This window comes from Varibaculum cambriense DSM 15806 (assembly GCF_000420065.1).
Taxonomy (GTDB): Bacteria; Actinomycetota; Actinomycetes; order Actinomycetales; family Actinomycetaceae; genus Varibaculum; species Varibaculum cambriense.
The window spans coordinates 954,461-971,078 of sequence record NZ_ATUF01000002.1 but is presented as its reverse complement, the minus strand read 5'-3'; the positions used below and the strand labels follow the sequence as shown (position 1 = coordinate 971,078).

The following is a 16,618-nucleotide window of genomic DNA, read 5'->3' as shown; positions in this document are numbered from 1 at the left end:
AAATAAGAAAGGGGGAAGGTACTTGTGGCAAAGATAAAACACCCGACTGGCCGCCTGGCAGAACTGCTGTTAATAGTGGTAGCCCTGGCAATGTGTTTCTTGGGATATTTCTCCATTAATGTTAACCGCACCGGCGCCCTCCCCACTTCCTTCGTCTTGCATATGTGTGTGCTGGGAGCCTTTGCCCTCGCCACCCACCTAGCGGTTCGTTTCCTCGCCCCCTATGCTGACCCGGTACTGCTGCCGGCAGTTTTGGCTTTAAATGGCATCGGCTTGGTAATGATTTACCGCTTAGACTTGGCGTACGGTCCGGATTCCAACCTGTATGTGGGGTTCAAACAAGCATTATTTACCCTGATAGGCGTAATTTTGATGGTGGTTACGCTGGCAGTTGTTAGTGACTATCGGAAACTGCGTAACTACACCTATTTATCAATGCTGCTGGCAATCGTGCTGTTACTCCTGCCCTTAGCACCGGTTATCGGGAGCAGCATCAACGGTGCTCGTATCTGGATTAACATCGGATTTTCCATCCAGCCCTCCGAGATCGCCAAGATTTGTTTGGCTATTTTCTTCGCCGGATACTTAACCACTCGCCGAGAAGCATTAATCCAAGGCGGAAAATCGCTACTGGGAATGCGCCTGCCCCGCCTGCGAGATCTCGGCCCCCTCCTGGTGGTGTGGGCGGCCTCCATTATGATCTTGGTATTCGAACGGGACCTGGGAACTTCCCTACTAATCTTCGGTTTGTTCGTAGCTATGCTGTATGTGGCCACGAATCAGACTTCCTGGCTGCTAATCGGAGCGATCCTTTTTGCCCCTGCCGTGTTCTTAGCTTCCCGTCTATTTTCGCATGTGCAGGCGCGTATTGATGTCTGGCTCCACGCCCTCGACCCCGAAATCTATTCCCGTCCTATTGGGGGATCAGGACAGCTGGTCTCCGGGCTATTTGGGATGGCGGATGGCGGCATTCTCGGTACCGGTTGGGCGCAGGGTTCGCCCTCCCTCACCCCTTTTGCGAACTCGGACTTTATATTTGCTTCCCTCGGGGAAGAACTGGGGCTAACCGGCTCGCTCGCCCTGCTCACCCTGTACTTTATTTTCGTGGAACGCGGGATGCGGACTGCCCTGATCGTGCGCGATAGCTTTGGGAAGCTGCTAGCCACCGGTTTTGCTTTCACTATCGGGTTCCAAGTATTTGTGGTAGTCGGCGGACTAACCCGGGTAATCCCCTCTACCGGGCTTACCTTGCCGTTTGTAGCGGCAGGCGGATCTTCGCTGGTCGCCAACTGGGTGATTTTGGCCTTACTGCTGCGCCTATCTAATGAGGCACGAAAGCCAGTAACCACCGAGAGCGGAGTTATCGATACTGCCGAACTGGAAGCGGTGATTGCTCGTCAGCAGGAGAAACGCTCGGCGTCGCTGGAGCCTAGTACCACTGGGAGCGAGGTGCCCTCCGCGGCCTCCCCCGCGACTTTCACTCCTAATCGGGCAGCAACTAAGCAGCCCTCGGCGGCGAGACCGCTTGCCAGTCCTCCGGCGCCTGGTGCCGTCCGTTCCGTTCGCCCCGTACAGGGAGGTGAACGTCATGAATCCACAGATTAAACGACTATTTTTCGTAGTTTTTGTAATGTTTTTATCCCTGATGCTGGCGTGCACCTATATCCAGTTCCTGGGGGCTGATTCCTTAAACGCGGATGGGCGGAATTCTCGCGCCTTTTACCGTTCCAAATATATTGAACGCGGCCCTATTATGGTGGGCGAAAATGTGGTTGCAGCTTCAGCGCCCACAAAAGACTCTACCGGCTATCGCAAACGCTACCACCGGGTCTACTCCGAGCAAGCACCGCTGTACTCCAATCTGACCGGCTACCTCTCTCCCGGGGGTAACGCGACGGGAATGGAACGGCTGCAAAACTCGGTACTAATGGGAGAAGCTTCCAGCCAGGCTTTATCCCAGTTATTAAAATATGCAGCTGGGGAAAACCAAAAGGGCGGAGGCATACTCCTTACGATTGACCCCCAGATGCAACAGGCCGCGGCGCAAGCACTCGGTAATCGTAAAGGTGCGGTAGTTGCGATCAATTATCAGACCGGGGCAATCCTCGCTGCCGTTACTACCCCGCGTTTTAATCCCAACTCTTTAGCTACGGGCACTGAAAAACAGTCACAACAGACCTTAAAACAGCTGCAGGCGGAACCATCTAAACCCTTACTGGATCGGGCTTTGCGAGGAGAATACCCTCCTGGCTCCTCCTTTAAAATCATTACTGCCGCCGCCGCCCTGGAACAACAAATCCGCACTCCCGAGGACGCCGTGGAAGCTCCCGTGTCGGTGCCACTGCCCGGATCGCGAGCACGGATTTCCAATATCGAATCCACTAGCTGCGGAAACGGTCACCCCACGTTTGCTTACGCTTTTGCCTATTCTTGTAACACTCCCTTCGCGAAGCTCGGTCAAGACTTGGGATATCAGGCATTAAAAGACAAAACCGCGGCTTTCGGTTTTGACCCCAAAACCGAATTAAAGATTCCGCTGCCAGTACAAAAGTCGCACTTCCCTTCCTCCGACCCGGGACTAGCTTCCACCATGATGAGCGCGATCGGAGAGTACGAGGTGCGCACTTCACCTTTAATGATGTCTACGGTGGCCGCAGCAGTGGCGAACCAAGGTACGCAGGTACGTCCCTTCTTGGTGGCAGCCGAGTTGGGGCCAGATGGGAAAGTCACCAGAACCTACCGTTCCGGGGGTAAGCTCGGTAAACCGATCTCCAAAGAGGTCGCCTCACAGCTACGACAAATGATGATCCAAACCGTTGAAGACGGAACCGGGGAGCCTGGTCGAGTTGCCGGAGTTGAGATGGGAGCTAAAACCGGTACCGCGGAGACCGGCGTTAATCGGACCGATGCCTGGTATGTGGGCTGGGCCGATACCCCCAACCTGCCCCTAGCTTTTGCGGTGGTAGTCGAAGGCGATAGTTCCAATCCAGCTCCTCACGGCGGACCGGTGGCCGGGCCAATCGCAAAACAGGTAATCCAGGCGGCGGTGAATCATGGCTGATAGTCGCGTACTTCCCGTCCCGCCACGCGGACGGGAAGCTGAAATGTCTACTCCCCTAGACCCGGTGGCTACCTCTACTGGGCAGGCGACCAATGCGCAAAAAGCGGTTGCCGCCTTAAAAGTTGGAATGAAGATTTCCGGGCGTTACCTGCTTCTCTCCCGCCTAGCTATTGGCGGTATGGGAGAGGTCTGGCAAACGCTGGATGAAAAAACTGGGGAAAGGCTGGCGCTAAAAATTCTGCGTCCGGAGCTGGCGGGGAAGAAACTATTCCTGTCACGGCTGCGCATTGAAGCCTATAATGCCTCTCGGGTTCATCACCCGAATTTGGCAGCTGTCCAGGCATCGGGCGAGGACGCCGGGCTGGGATGGATCAGCATGGAGCTGGTTGACGGGGTTTCTTTAACTGAAATCCTTGACCGCGAACACACTTTAGAAACCGATTTCTTGTTATCGGTTTTGTACCAGACCGCTGATGCCCTCAGCGCAGTGCATGGCGCCGGGATTGTGCACCGGGATATTAAACCGGGCAACATTATGGTGACTCCCACGGGAGCAGTAAAACTAACCGATTTCGGGATTTCTAAGGCTCCCGGACAAGTTAACTTAACTCAGGCGGGGATGGTAATGGGTACCGCCCAATATCTACCTCCCGAACAAGCTATGGGGCAGCCGGCTACTCCTGCGGGCGATCTATACGCCCTGGGGGTTATCGCTTATGAGGCTCTGGCTGGCAGACGTCCCTTTAGCGGTAAAAAGCCGGTGGACATAGCTTTTGCCCACGTCAATAAACCGGTTCCGCCCTTGCCAGATTCAGTCGCTCCCAGTTTGCGCGAACTGGTAATGCAGCTACTAGAAAAAGAGCCCCAAAACCGCCTCGCCAGTGCAACTGAATTGATGCAACGCTTGGAGGAAGTACAGCAGGCCCTTACCTCCACCGGCCCGTCAGGTGGTGTTTCCAGCGAGGAAGCTAGCGTTCAAGAGGCCCCAGCTACCTCAGCTACCCATGAAGAATCCGAAGCGCTGGTGGGGCAAGTGATAGAGCCGGCAGCTGGGGAGGCTGCCGATCTAGAGAATCTGCAAGAAGATCTGGAAGAACTAGCACAACTGGATCAGCAAGCGCCGGAATCCCTTGCGGATACTACCTTCGCTAAACAGGGCACGACTTCCGCGGAGGCGTCCGCCGCAGTGTCTGATAAACCCGAGCCCGTTGCCGCGAGTACTAAATCTGCAGCCTGGCAGCCGCTATCGACTTCTGACACTCCCACGGAAGAAGATGGTTCCCCAATGCTCTATCTGTCTGGAGGCACAGTCCCGGCCCCCCAGATACCGCCAAATTCGGTCCCTCTCCCCGAGGATGCCTGGCAACAACGCGTGCGACTGCGAGAGCGGCCTCGCGAGTTTGCGGCGCTCATCCCTCCGGTTTCCGCTTCCAGGCCGCGTTCTCAAATCGAGCGACTACGGTCATTACCTCAGGTATTTAACTGGCGTAAAGCACCTACGCCCCCTCGCTATGCCACGCCGGCCTCACCATCCTCGCAGGCTCTTTCCCCTTCCCTCACGGAACCTTTAGCTGCCTGGAGCCACCGGCTGGAATCTCAGATCGGTCTGCGGCCTGCTGACCCCCTAGCGGCGGAGGTAGCCAGATTACGCCGCCCCTATGAAAAAGTCCCCTTCTTGAGCCGGAAATGGTGGAACCAAGACATTTTCCGAGCTCTACACGCTAACGCTGAGTATCGTTCAACGCTATACCCGATTTTAGTGACCCTAATTTTGTGGATACTGGTAACCGCATTGAGCCTGGGAGCCGGACTGGTTTACTCCGCTGCTCCCTCCCCGGCGACCGGTAACCAAAAAGCTGTAATAATGGTAGTTTCGGAACAAAAGGAAGACCAATGGCAGAATCTCCATACCGCATAGGCGGAGGACGCTACGAAATCCGTTCCCTCATCGGAAGAGGGGGAATGGCGGAAGTACACCAAGCCTATGACACCCTGCTCTCGCGGGTGGTAGCGATAAAAATGCTGCGCATAGACCTGGCGAAGGACACCGTTTTCTTGACGCGTTTTCGGCGAGAGGCTTTAGCTTCTGCTTCCTTAAATCACGAAAACATTGTTCAGGTTTATGACACTGGCGAACAGGTAGTAACTGCCCCCGACGGCACCGAGGTGCATGTTCCCTATATCGTGATGGAGCTGGTAGAGGGACACACCGTACATCAGCTCCTTACCGATGGACAGCCGGTACCCATTAACGAAGCCATCGAAATTATGTCGGGAGTGCTTAACGCCCTCGAATATTCCCATAAACGAGGCTTGGTGCACCGGGATATTAAGCCCGGCAACGTGATGCTAACCAATAGCGGAAAAATCAAAGTCATGGATTTTGGGATTGCCCGCGCCTTGGAAGATTCTGGACAGACCATGACCAGCACCGATGCGGTAGTAGGAACCGCGCAGTATTTATCTCCAGAGCAGGCGCGCGGAGAAACCGTAGATACCCGCTCGGATCTGTACTCTTGCGGCTGTATGTTATTCGAATTGCTCACTGGCAGAGCCCCCTTCAAAGGTGATTCTGCGGTTTCGGTCGCCTACCAACACGTAGCGGAAATGCCTCCACTTCCTTCCTCCATTGCCGCCGATATTAGTCCCGAACTTGACCGGATGGTGATGAAATCTTTAGCTAAGCGGCCCGAGGATCGTTACCAGGATGCGGCGGCGATGCGTTCGGACATGGTAAGGGCGGCTGCCGGAGCCGCAATTTCTGCCCCAGAATTGCCTCCCCTGCCAGTTAGTACCCCGACTGAAGGGTTTGTTGCCCCGCAGACTTCCTATGCCCCCGCCCAGTGGTCACAGGTAATGGAAGAAAACCCGGATGCTGAGGATGAGGACGAAGCAGCCCGGAAGAAAAAGAAGAAGGTTATTTGGGCAGTAGTAATAGGGATATTAGTTGCAATAGCTTTAATCGCTGTAGTTTGGTGGCTAATCGCTTCTAATAGGGCTCAAGAACCGCAACAAGTAGCAATCCCAGAAAATATTATCGGGATGAGCGCTATCGAGGCGCAACGCACTCTCGAAGGCTTGGGATTAAATATGGAGCAGGGGCAGGCCATAGCTTCTGACACTGTGGACAAAGGTAAAGTCGCAGCTACCGACCCCAAACCCGGTACTAAGGTGGATACCGGATCCACGGTAACTATCCAGTTATCTTCCGGAGCTGCCGAGATTACCGTTCCTGATGTTTCGGGACAGACACAAGATGCGGCCCGAAAAGCCTTAGAGGATGCCGGCTTGCGAGTAGGCTCAGTAAAATACGAGGATGACTCCAAAGTTGCAGCTGATCGGGTTATCCGTACCACTCCAGAAGCGGGATCTTCCGCTAGCAAGGATGAAGAAGTTATTCTCGTCTTGTCTTCCGGTTACGTGTCGATTGATTCGGGGCAGGTAGTGGGTAAATCTCAGGAACAGGGATTGAAGTACCTAGCTGATTTAGGTTTACAAACTAATACGGTCACTGAAGAAACCACGGCGGTTCCCAATGGGCAGATTGTTTCGGTAGAGCCTTCGGGACGAGTAAAGGTGGGCAGTTCGGTCACGGTGAAAGTGGCCAAGACTCCGCCTGCGCCCGCTCCGGCTAGCCCGTCTGCACCCTCAGGGGGAAATAATTCCAGTTCGGATCCTTCTCCGAGCGCCTCTACTCCCTAAGGTTACGTTTACCTGGTAACTACCCCGGGTATAGGCAGGTACTGGGAGGTGCTTTAAAGCCAGCCTACCTGATTACTGCCATGCCCTTGGGGACTACCCACGGTAGTACCGGTTAGATCCAGGGTCTGGGAAATCCAGGGGAAGAGCCACCAAAAGCAGGCCATGATGATCAGGGCGATTATCAGCACTACCTGTAGGAATTTCAGCCACTTAGGACCGGGAAGTAAATCCCAGATCAGCCCGCACATGCGTTACCTCCTTCTGCCAGTTCCTTGGGGATGCCGCTATCTCTGGGCACCCAGTGATTGAAGGTTAGATGCACGATATACCGCTCCCAGTTACCGTACTCTGGGTTGCAAGTAGTCATAGTCATCAGCCGCTCTGTAGGTTGGACTCCCGGTTTTTCTGGCACCGGTAAGATCACGTCCGATTGGGTAGGAAGCACAATCTTGTGGTCTCTAACCTTATAGATTAGCCACTCATTTGCGGTCTCCATCACCACGGTATCCCCGGGTTTTAACACATCGATCCGACGGAAGTTTGATCCAAAGGAACGGCGGTGGGCGGCAACCGAAAAGTTCCCGATTTGTCCCGGCAGCGCGGTCGTTTCATAGTGTCCGGCAGCCCCGGTATTCAAAATGGTTTGGGTGGTTCCTTCCTTAACCGGAACCACCATATAGTTCCATTTCGGAACATGCAGCGCCCCTAAGGTTTCGTTTTCCTGCTTGATTCCCACACTGGGAGGAGCGCTAGTACGTTCATCCTTAGAAATACGATTAGGGCAGGGCTTATTGGCTTGCTGGAACGAGCTCAAAGCTTTCTGGTTATAGCTCGCTACCTGCCAGTCGGTGACAAAAACATCCCAGAACGCGAAAAGCCCGGCAAGTAATCCCATGATGATTAAAAGCTCGCCTAAAGCCGCGATGGGATCGAAGCGGTGCCGACGTTTTTTGGTGGCAGTCCTCGCTTGCTTGGTTTTCCTGCTCATATTCTTCCGAATTCGATTACTGTGAGTTCTGGACGATTCGTCCTGGTATCATCCTAAGCTTAATTTACCGGAAAACGGATCTAACTAGGTCTCCAGCGTCATTGACATTAGAATGAAGCTAGCTAGTAAAAACCAACTTTTGGAGGTCACCTCGTGCCGGAGTCTCGTAAACGCAAAGGCGCTAAGCCCCACCGCGAACAACAGCCAGAGGAGCTAAACAAATCTTGGGCTGCTGATATGACACCTTCTCCCAGTTGGTGGGCTCCGCTTTCGGTGGCGTTAATGCTCCTCGGTCTGGTGTTGGTAGTGGTTTACTATATTTCTTCGGGCGCCTACCCGATTCCAGGCGCCGGTAACTGGAACCTCGCTTTAGGCCTAGGCGTGGCCTTCGGGGGCTTTTTAATGCTACTGCGCTGGAAGTAGCGTTTTTATTTGATTTTTTCTTTTCGAGGGCGCCGGCATGCGTCCTCCTGCTAGCGAAGGCTAGTTACCTCTCCTTAGTCTGACCGGGTAGTGCCTGCGTAACAAAATTGATATCGGGGTTACCGAAATATTTTTGTTTATGTATTTACATTCCGGATTTGTTCCTTTATTCTTGATTAATGTAAGGACAAAGGAACGGGAGCTAGTTACTCCCCTGCAGAGAACAGAGTTGTTTTATGTTGAAATTTGGTTTATTGGGAGCCGGACGTATCGGTCATGTTCACGCTAAAACCCTGGCGGCCAACCCCGATGCTTCTCTAGAAGTAGTTTTTGATATCCGCCAAGAAGCGGCTGACGAACTCGCTAAAGAATACGGCGGACGCGGAGTAACCGACGAAAAAGAAATTTGGGATAACCCTGATATCGATGCGGTGATCATCGGCTCTCCCACGCCGCTACACGTCCCGCATATCATCGCTGCGGCTAAATCTGGTAAAGCTGCGCTCTGCGAAAAACCCGTTGCCATGGAGACCGCGAAAGTCGAAGAACTGCGCGAGGCACTCAAGGGGCTGGATCCCACGGTGATGTTGGGCTTCAACCGTCGTTTTGACCCCTCTTTTGCGCGGGTAAAAGAGCTGATGGATAAGGGTGAAATTGGCAAGGTTGAGCAAGTAACCATTATTTCACGTGACCCGGCGGCTCCTCCTGCGGACTACATTAAAGTTTCCGGGGGAATCTTCAAGGATATGACCATCCATGATTTCGACATGGCACGTTTCTTGCTGGGTGACATTGATACCGTCACTACCATCCCGCAGAACTTGGATCCGGAAATCGCGGCTTGCAACGACTATGACGCCGCGGTGATTGTACTAACCGCTAAGTCGGGAGCAGTAGCCACGATTATCAATAATCGTCATTGCGCTACTGGCTATGACCAGCGTCTAGAGGTAACCGGACATGATGGACAGCTAAATGCCGACAATCAGCGTCCCACTACTGTCTCGCTTTCTAAAGATAGCTACTCGCTATCGCGCGAACCTTATCTGGACTTCTTCCTGACTCGCTATGCCGATGCCTATGCGTCCGAGCTAAACCAGTTCATTTCCATAGTTAAAGAAGGCGGCAAGCCTACCCCCTCCATCGAGGATGGTGCGCAGGCTTTGCTGCTAGCAGAAGCAGCGGAAAAGTCAGCTCGTGAACAGCGCCCGGTCAAGGTCGGTCAATAGGCTACCGGACAGGTTTCCAATACATATTAAGGAAGACGCCCGGTAACCAGGAGCGTCTTATCAGACAACAATATTAATAGATAAAAAGATTTAAACAGGTTAGATATCTGCTATCTACCTGTACAAAAACCAATGGAGGAAAAATATGAAGATTGCGGGAGCTCCCATTTCTTGGGGCGTATGTGAAGTACCAGGTTGGGGATACCAGATGACCCCTCAGCGGGTGCTGACGGAGATGAAAGAAATCGGTTTAACCGCTACCGAATTCGGCCCTCAGGGTTGGTTGCCGATTGAGGCCGCCGCTCGCGCCGAAGAAGTTAGCAAGTACGATTTGAAGCCGGTGGGAGCTTTCTTCCTGGCAATTATGCACGACCCCGAGATTGACCCGATTCCTTCGGTAAAGAAAGAGCTCGAAGCCTTTAAAGTTGCCGGTGGCGAATACTTGATTCTGGCTGCTGATTCTGGCCGTGACGGTTATGATGATCGCCCGGTACTAGATGATGAAGGATGGAAGACTCTGTTCGGGAACTTAGATCGGATCAGTGATGTTTGCGCCGAAGCCGGAGTGAAAGCTTGCGTGCATCCTCACTGGGGAACCATGATCCAAAACGACAGCGAGATCCGCAAGATGCTGGACGAATCAAAGGTGGCGCTGTGCTTGGACACCGGCCACATGATCTGTGGCGGCTGTGATCCGGAGGCAATCGTTAAGGAATACCCCGGTCGTACCGTGATCGTTCACGCGAAGGACGTACACAAGGAAATGACCGACAAACTGCTACCCGGTGAGATCACCTGGTCTCAGGGCGTTAAAGCCGGCATGTTTGCTCCTATCGGTGAAGGCGATATTAACTTTGGCACCATTGTGGCGGAACTGGATAAGGCCGGCTTCGACGGCTACTACGTGCTGGAACAAGACATCATGATTGACGAGGAGCCTCCCGCTGGTGGTGGCCCGAAAGTTAATGCCGAAAAGTCTTTGAAGGCACTGCAAAAACTGGCTGGCTAAAGGCCTATTAAGCATTACCGGGGTTAATACTCGCAGAGGTATTAACCCCGGTAATCGCTAAAATTAAAATAGTAAATGGTTGGGGGTCGCCGCGAGGGCGACCCCCAACCATTTACTATCAAGCCTATGAGTTTAGCGCGGAGGCTAAACTTTATTATTTTTTTATTTAGCTAAGCTACTGGTTGTCGGGTTTTACGAATCCGGTGGATATCGGACACAGGAATAAAGTGTTTCTAATCCTAACTGACAGCAGCTACCAATGTTCCCGAAGTTAGCGGGTCTCTTTGTGCGAAGTCGACTTACGGCAACGCGGACAGTACTTCATCAGTTCCAAGCGATCCGGATTATTCCGGCGGTTCTTCTTGGTGATGTAGTTACGCTCTTTGCATTCACTGCACGCCAGAGTGATCTTAGGACGTACGTCGGACGACTTGCTGGCCATTCTTACTTACCTCTGTGTCTCGGGCCGCCCGATTAGCGGCATTTCCTATTTCAACCGAAATTGAAAAGTAGCGAGGGCGGGGTTCGAACCCGCGACCTCACGATTATGAGTCGTGCGCTCTCACCAACTGAGCTACCCCGCCGCTTGAGGATCTGCAAACACAAACCCTAGAGCCCCGACAGGGATTTGAACCCTGGACCTTCTCCTTACCATGGAGACGCTCTGCCTACTGAGCTATCGGGGCAACAGCCAACATACCTGCTGGTTAAACGGAATTTACTCCGTACTACCAGCTAGCAGTTTACCTTATTGCCGCTAAGTCCGAAAACTTAGCACCGTGGCGGGTGAGGGATTCGAACCCCCGAAGGCTACGCCGGCTGATTTACAGTCAGATCCCTTTGGCCGCTTGGGTAACCCGCCTCGTGCACTCAGGCACCTCAAAAGACTATCAAACGGAGTTAAGCATACAAAAACTCTAGGGAGGAAAGTTACCGACTTCACCGAATTTTGATTATTTCGCCTATAGCTTCTTGGTTTTTTGCAGTGGGAGATTTTCCCGGGCACTTAAGATCAGCATGGCGTCGAGAGCCGGAAGGGTAAATAATCCCGCACAAACTAGGATCAGAGCCCCAGAATCATTGGTTAGTGCCGCCAGTACGGAGGTAAGCAACACTCCCTTGGCAAAATAGGCTGCCCCCGGAATGCGATTCAAAGCCGACAAGCCCCCATCAAAACGCGCGGGGGGACGGCTTGCATCTGCGCTGGTGCGTCGTTTGCGTTTAATAAGGTACCAGATAGCTAGCCCAGCTCCCAGGATTACCAAAACCGTGAAGATGAGGGGTCCACCGAAGGTATTAACCATGGCTTCGGCTTTGCGCTTCACAATAATTCCGCCGCCTCCGTTAGCGACCTCGGAAATAAAACGCCCAAAGTGAGTGCGGGCAGGGGGGCTAGCTAGCTTGTCTACCAATACAAATAAGCTCGAGGCCAAAAATGCGGCGACTATCAGCGCCATTACTTTTCCTGGCCCCACCTTTTTACCTAGCACCCAGTTCAAAGTAATCCCTACCCCGAGGACCATCGCTAGTGGTCCGCCTACATCGGCTCCTAGCCAGGGGAAGCCATCTAGGATTACCGCTACAGCTAGGAGCGTAAAACCGTAGATAAAGTAGCGGTGGCGCCGCTGAGGGAACCTGGCAGCTGCGGGTGCTAAAACCAGGCATTCTAGGGCTAAGACCGCGGCGAATAAGAAAGAATACTTATTGTTGTTGAGGCCGTAGAAACGAGTAGCAGCAGTGGCTGCCGAAGAGAACATAGCAGAGATTTGATCTGGGGATCCCGTTAACAAGCTAACCAGCAACCAGATGATCACGAGAGCTGCAGCAACCAGGATCGGAGCTGAAAACTGCAACCCAGGCCAGCGCCGGGCAACAACCTTTCCGACGGCCAGACAAAATGCCGCCAAGACCGCTGCGATCGCAAGCAGCAACAAGAAGTACTGCACGGTAAGGAGCGGAACCGACATTTGTAGGGCGTTAGCAGTAAAATTCCCACCAGTTCCCCCTAAGATACCAGCCGGAATATTAGCCGCCAGGAAACTGGCCGGCCCTAACAAACTGGCGCTCAGGCAAAGCAGCACTACTACCTTACGGGAGCGACTAGAGACCCCCAGATATTCCCGCCGCAGCAAAACCAGCAAAAGCCCCAACGCTGCTAATAAAATAATCCCGGTTAGCACGATAAAGCGCGCCTGCAAAATACTCGCCTGATCGGATCGCAGAGCTTGGTTGCGCAGCCAGTCTAGATTACTGGCCATTCCATAGTCGCGCGCGGAGCTAAAGGTTCCTCCCACTAGATATTCAGGAGCATTAGCACCGGTGACCTCGAGGATGCGACTGGTGAAGTCAACGGTAGAGACTAACCCCAACTGGCGAGTAGAGGAGGAACGAATTATTCCCGGATTTTCCCCGGGTGCGCGGGTAAATGCCATCCCTAAGTGGGGCGTGGCGGAATGATCGGCAACATCTAAACCAAAAACCAGATCAGCGTCTTGAGCGGCTTTTAGACCGGCAGTAAGAGCGGCTAAAACCTGTTTACTGCGAGGTTTTTCCGTTCTATCTGCTCCCGGTAGCCCATCGGCGGGAGTGGCGTTTAACGAAGTGGGGGAAACTTTGATAGCGCTATTCGGGCTCACCGATCCTACATCGACAATGGTGACTTCGGCGTCCGCTAAAGCCGTTTTTACCTGGGAGGTAAGCCCCTCGGTAGTTGCTCGCGAACGATAGTTAGCTACCTTTCCACCATCATCCATAGCCGCCACGCGGGCTCCCGGACCGATAGCCACCAACTTTTTACCCTGTTCAACCAAACTTTTCCCTAATGTTCCGGGAACGGCTTGTTCATTTTGTCGAGCGGCATCTTTTTGCCATTCTCTTAGCTCGGATGCAGAGAAAACACCGTCATCCAGAGCAGGAATTTCGGGGCAATGCCCTTGGGAACGGGCTTTAGTGGGGGTTACTCGCATGCCCGTCGATAAAGTTAGATACCCATCTAAGGGACAGGTAATTTTAGCCGCGTTATGGCGAGTCAAGTTGGCTACCCTCGCTTCCCCGAGGGCGTCTAAGAATTCTTTACCCTCTTTTTCTGTCGGATCAACGTCTGACCAAGACAGGCCGGAGGAAATAAGGACGAGGACGCGGGGATGTTCGCGCGCCTGCGCGTTAAGGGGGTAGATAAGGGTCACCACCAAGGCGATCAGCAACAGGGAGATGACCCACCCAGACCTGCGGGAGCAGTGTTTGTTCACGCCCCCAGCATATCGGGGTTTTGCTTCGCTGAGCACGCAGATCCTTGCCCGTCGAAGAAATATCGGGATTGAGACAGCCGCAATACTGCACACAAGAAGCAACCTTAAAGAGATACCCGCCACAGACCCCACTCAGGATTTTGCATAATTATTCGTAACGTTGCATACTTTCTACAGACCTACTGATTGGAGATATCATGAAACGCAAACTTGCGGCACTCGCCGCCATTTCCCTCACCTCGCTAGGTTTAGCTGCCTGCAGCTCCGGTAGCGAGGCTGCCGGCCCCGCAGATGATCCCGGAGAAAAAGGATTTGACGTATCGACTGTTAAAACCGATCCCGCAGTCGCAAAGCTGGTTCCAGCAAACATCAAGAAGGCCGGAGTTCTCAAGAACGGCGCTTCAGTGGACTACGCCCCCGCCGAATATATGAAAGCCGATAACAAAACCCCCACCGGCTACGACGTAGACATGGTCAAAGCCATTGCCAAAGTTATGGGCCTAAAAGACGGCACCACCACCCACGGCGAGTTCGATTCCCTGATCCCGCAAATCGGCACCAAATATGACATCGGGGTTTCTGGTTTCAGCATCACCAAGGAGCGGGAAGCCGAGACTCAAATGGTTTCCTATGCGGAACTTGGCTTCTCCTACGGAGTAGCCAAGGGCAACCCCAAGAAGTTCGATCCTAAGAACCCCTGTGGCAAGACCGTTGGGGTACAGACTGGAACCGCTCAGCAGGAAACCATCAAAGAGATTTCCAAACAGTGCGAAGCGGACGGAAAACCGGCAGTCACCGTAAAAGAGCACAAGATGCAGACCGAAATCGTCCCCAAGGTCACCGGAGGCCAATATGACGCGGTGCTCGCCGACTCGCCAGTCGTGGGATACGCAGTCAAGATGAGCGGCGGGGAACTGGAAATCGTCGGTGAAGCCTTCGAGACCGCTCAGCATGGCGTAGTAGTCAATAAGAATAACGAGCAACTGGCGAAAGCCGTGCAGGCAGCCCTACAAAAACTAATGGATGACGGAACTTTGAAGAAGATCTTCGCCGTTTACGGCGCCGACTCCTTCATCCTGGACAAGGCTGTAATTAACCCGAATGTTTCCGAATAACGTCCGAGGGCTTAACCTTTAAATATGAATAGCCAAAAACTGAAAGATGGCGCCACGCTAACCAGGCCGCGCCCGGTATTTTCGCCGGGCCGCCTGGTTAGTGCGGTTGTAGTGCTGATTCTGGCTGCCATGCTGGTACATGGCCTGGTCAGTAATGAAAAGTTTCGTTGGGATCAGGTAGCCATATACATCTTCCACCCCACGGTACTACGCGGAATCATGTGGACCTTGATTTTAACGGTAGTTTCCATGCTTATCGGGGTGATCCTGGCAGTGACTATGGCGATTATGCGCCAGTCCCCTAACCCAATTATGAAAGGGGTTTCCTGGACCTATATTTGGTTCTTCCGCGGAACCCCTATCTACACTCAGCTGCTATTTTGGGGAATGTTACCCACCCTTTATTCCACCCTCTCGCTAGGAGTTCCTTTCGGCCCGGAACTGCTGACTTTTGATACCAACACGGTAATCAGTCCCGCGGTGGCCGCGATTTTAGGGCTAGGGCTTAACGAGGGCGCATATCTGGCAGAAATCGTGCGTTCCGGCCTGAATGCGGTAGATTCCGGGCAAGAAGAAGCCGCTCGCGCCCTAGGGATGCGTCGCAGCCAGATTTTGCGGCGGATTATTTTGCCCCAAGCCATGCGGGTAATTATTCCCCCCACTGGCAATGAAACCATTTCCATGCTGAAAACCACTTCCCTGGTCTTGGCAGTGCCGTTTACTTTGGAGATTACCTTCGCCACCCAAACCATCGGGCAGCGCCTATTCCTGCCGATCCCTCTATTGCTGGTGGCAGCGATCTGGTATTTGACGATTACTTCGATTTTGATGGTGATTCAAAGTCATATTGAAAGCTACTTCGGTCGTGGTTTCGATGAGCGTACCGGTGGAGATAAGAAACCCGCCGGATCTCGTAAGATGCGCGCGATGGCCGAATCTGGCACTACCAAAGACGATCCTTTCTTGGAGTACACCCCATGACCTCACAACCAGAAAATCAGCCCCTAATGGTGGATCTGCAGCACGTCCACAAGTTTTTCGGGGATCTCCACGTACTGCGAGATGTAAGTTTGCAGGTAGCTACCGGTGAAGTGTGCGTGCTGTTAGGGCCGTCCGGTTCCGGAAAATCTACCCTGCTGCGTTGCGTAAACGAGTTGGAACAAGTTTCCGGGGGTCGCGTTTACCTCAACGGAGAACTATTGGGGATGGAAGAGGGCGCGCCCTCGAAAAATCCTGTCCGCGCGTACTTCGATCGCCGCCGCGGTTCGCTTACCGAGCAAGGTACCGTGTTGCGCCGCCTGACCGACAAGGAAATCGCGCGCCAACGTTCCCAAGTGGGCATGGTCTTTCAGCGTTTCAATCTCTTCCCCCACAAGACCGCGCTGGAAAACGTAATGGAAGCACCTACCCAGGTCAAAGGAATCGGGAAAGAAGAGGCGCGAACTAAGGCTTTAGAGCTGCTAGAACGAGTCGGGCTGGCAGAGCGCGCCGACCATTATCCGGCTCAGCTATCGGGCGGGCAGCAACAGCGGGTAGCTATCGCCCGCGCCCTCGCCATGGAGCCAGAGCTGATGTTGTTTGACGAGCCCACTTCCGCCCTGGATCCCGAATTGGTAGGGGAAGTCCTATCGGTCATGCAAGACCTGGCACGCGGAGGCATGACCATGATCGTGGTAACCCACGAGATTGGATTCGCCCGGGAAGTCGCCGACCACGTAGTGTTTATGGACGAAGGTAAAATCCTGGAGCAGGGCACCCCTGACCAGGTAATAAACCATCCCCAGAACCCCCGTACCCGAGACTTCTTCTCTAAGGTGCTTTAAAAGCGATAACTGCGCGCACC

The 16,618-nt window shown here is 53.4% G+C and carries 14 protein-coding genes and 3 tRNA genes; 10 read left to right on the top strand and 7 right to left on the bottom strand.

All coding sequences use genetic code 11. The annotated features are described in order from the left end of the window. Window positions 1-24 precede the first annotated feature (24 nt). The 4 genes from F605_RS09880 to pknB are packed head-to-tail and all read left to right on the top strand — an operon-like array spanning window position 25 to window position 6,763. Window positions 25-1,605, top strand: a complete 1,581-nt coding sequence (locus F605_RS09880) for an FtsW/RodA/SpoVE family cell cycle protein (RefSeq protein WP_022864682.1) — start codon at window positions 25-27, stop codon at window positions 1,603-1,605. Continuing rightward, entirely contained in the window at window positions 1,589-3,061 is a 1,473-nt protein-coding gene (locus tag F605_RS0104335; protein ID WP_022864681.1) for a penicillin-binding transpeptidase domain-containing protein, read from the top strand. The genes F605_RS09880 and F605_RS0104335 overlap by 17 nt, the downstream gene beginning before the upstream one ends. Then, the gene (locus F605_RS11005) at window positions 3,054-4,979 is read left to right on the top strand and encodes a serine/threonine-protein kinase (protein ID WP_022864680.1); all 1,926 of its coding nucleotides are present in this window, start codon (window positions 3,054-3,056) and stop codon (window positions 4,977-4,979) included. Before F605_RS0104335 ends, F605_RS11005 begins: the two co-directional genes overlap by 8 nt. Further along, complete coding sequence (gene pknB / locus F605_RS0104325; RefSeq protein ID WP_022864679.1) at window positions 4,955-6,763, top strand: Stk1 family PASTA domain-containing Ser/Thr kinase; 1,809 nt, start codon at window positions 4,955-4,957, stop codon at window positions 6,761-6,763. Before F605_RS11005 ends, pknB begins: the two co-directional genes overlap by 25 nt. 53 nt (window positions 6,764-6,816) lie before the next feature. Here pknB and F605_RS11000 read toward each other — a convergent pair whose 3' ends face one another. Continuing rightward, window positions 6,817-7,011 (bottom strand): hypothetical protein, encoded by a 195-nt coding sequence (locus F605_RS11000; RefSeq protein WP_022864678.1) that lies wholly within the window; start codon window positions 7,009-7,011, stop codon window positions 6,817-6,819. Next, the gene (locus tag F605_RS0104315) at window positions 6,999-7,751 is read right to left on the bottom strand and encodes a class E sortase (RefSeq protein ID WP_022864677.1); all 753 of its coding nucleotides are present in this window, start codon (window positions 7,749-7,751) and stop codon (window positions 6,999-7,001) included. The genes F605_RS11000 and F605_RS0104315 overlap by 13 nt, the downstream gene beginning before the upstream one ends. 153 nt (window positions 7,752-7,904) lie before the next feature. On the opposite strand from F605_RS0104315, the gene F605_RS0104310 reads away from it, so the two are divergent. The 3 genes from F605_RS0104310 (at window position 7,905) to F605_RS0104300 (ending at window position 10,412) form a co-directional block, all read left to right on the top strand. Continuing rightward, window positions 7,905-8,174, top strand: coding sequence for a cell division protein CrgA (locus F605_RS0104310; RefSeq protein ID WP_022864676.1), 270 nt, complete (start codon window positions 7,905-7,907; stop codon window positions 8,172-8,174). Between the two features lie 236 nt (window positions 8,175-8,410). Next, a complete protein-coding gene (iolG, locus tag F605_RS0104305) occupies window positions 8,411-9,403 on the top strand; it encodes an inositol 2-dehydrogenase (protein ID WP_022864675.1) in 993 nt (330 codons plus the stop codon). Window positions 9,404-9,548: 145 nt separating this feature from the next. Further along, window positions 9,549-10,412 (top strand): sugar phosphate isomerase/epimerase family protein, encoded by an 864-nt coding sequence (locus tag F605_RS0104300; RefSeq protein ID WP_022864674.1) that lies wholly within the window; start codon window positions 9,549-9,551, stop codon window positions 10,410-10,412. A gap of 271 nt (window positions 10,413-10,683) precedes the next feature. Here the strand turns inward: F605_RS0104300 and rpmG are convergent, their stop codons facing one another. From rpmG to F605_RS0104275, 5 genes are all read right to left on the bottom strand, one after another. After that, window positions 10,684-10,854, bottom strand: coding sequence for a 50S ribosomal protein L33 (rpmG, locus tag F605_RS11285; protein WP_024059865.1), 171 nt, complete (start codon window positions 10,852-10,854; stop codon window positions 10,684-10,686). A gap of 68 nt (window positions 10,855-10,922) precedes the next feature. Beyond that, a tRNA-Met gene (locus F605_RS0104290) sits at window positions 10,923-10,996 on the bottom strand. A gap of 29 nt (window positions 10,997-11,025) precedes the next feature. Then, window positions 11,026-11,098, bottom strand: a tRNA-Thr gene (locus F605_RS0104285). Between the two features lie 94 nt (window positions 11,099-11,192). Then, window positions 11,193-11,274, bottom strand: a tRNA-Tyr gene (locus tag F605_RS0104280). Window positions 11,275-11,374: 100 nt separating this feature from the next. Beyond that, on the bottom strand, window positions 11,375-13,660 hold the full coding sequence (locus tag F605_RS0104275) for a hypothetical protein (protein ID WP_156005253.1): 2,286 nt from the start codon (window positions 13,658-13,660) through the stop codon (window positions 11,375-11,377). Between the two features lie 197 nt (window positions 13,661-13,857). Between F605_RS0104275 and F605_RS0104270 the strand changes: the two genes are divergently transcribed. The 3 genes from F605_RS0104270 to F605_RS0104260 are packed head-to-tail and all read left to right on the top strand — an operon-like array spanning window position 13,858 to window position 16,598. Continuing rightward, complete coding sequence (locus F605_RS0104270) at window positions 13,858-14,775, top strand: ABC transporter substrate-binding protein (protein ID WP_022864672.1); 918 nt, start codon at window positions 13,858-13,860, stop codon at window positions 14,773-14,775. A gap of 24 nt (window positions 14,776-14,799) precedes the next feature. Next, window positions 14,800-15,756, top strand: a complete 957-nt coding sequence (locus F605_RS0104265; RefSeq protein WP_022864671.1) for an amino acid ABC transporter permease — start codon at window positions 14,800-14,802, stop codon at window positions 15,754-15,756. Further along, entirely contained in the window at window positions 15,753-16,598 is an 846-nt protein-coding gene (locus tag F605_RS0104260) for an amino acid ABC transporter ATP-binding protein (protein ID WP_022864670.1), read from the top strand. The genes F605_RS0104265 and F605_RS0104260 overlap by 4 nt, the downstream gene beginning before the upstream one ends. Window positions 16,599-16,618 lie beyond the last annotated feature (20 nt).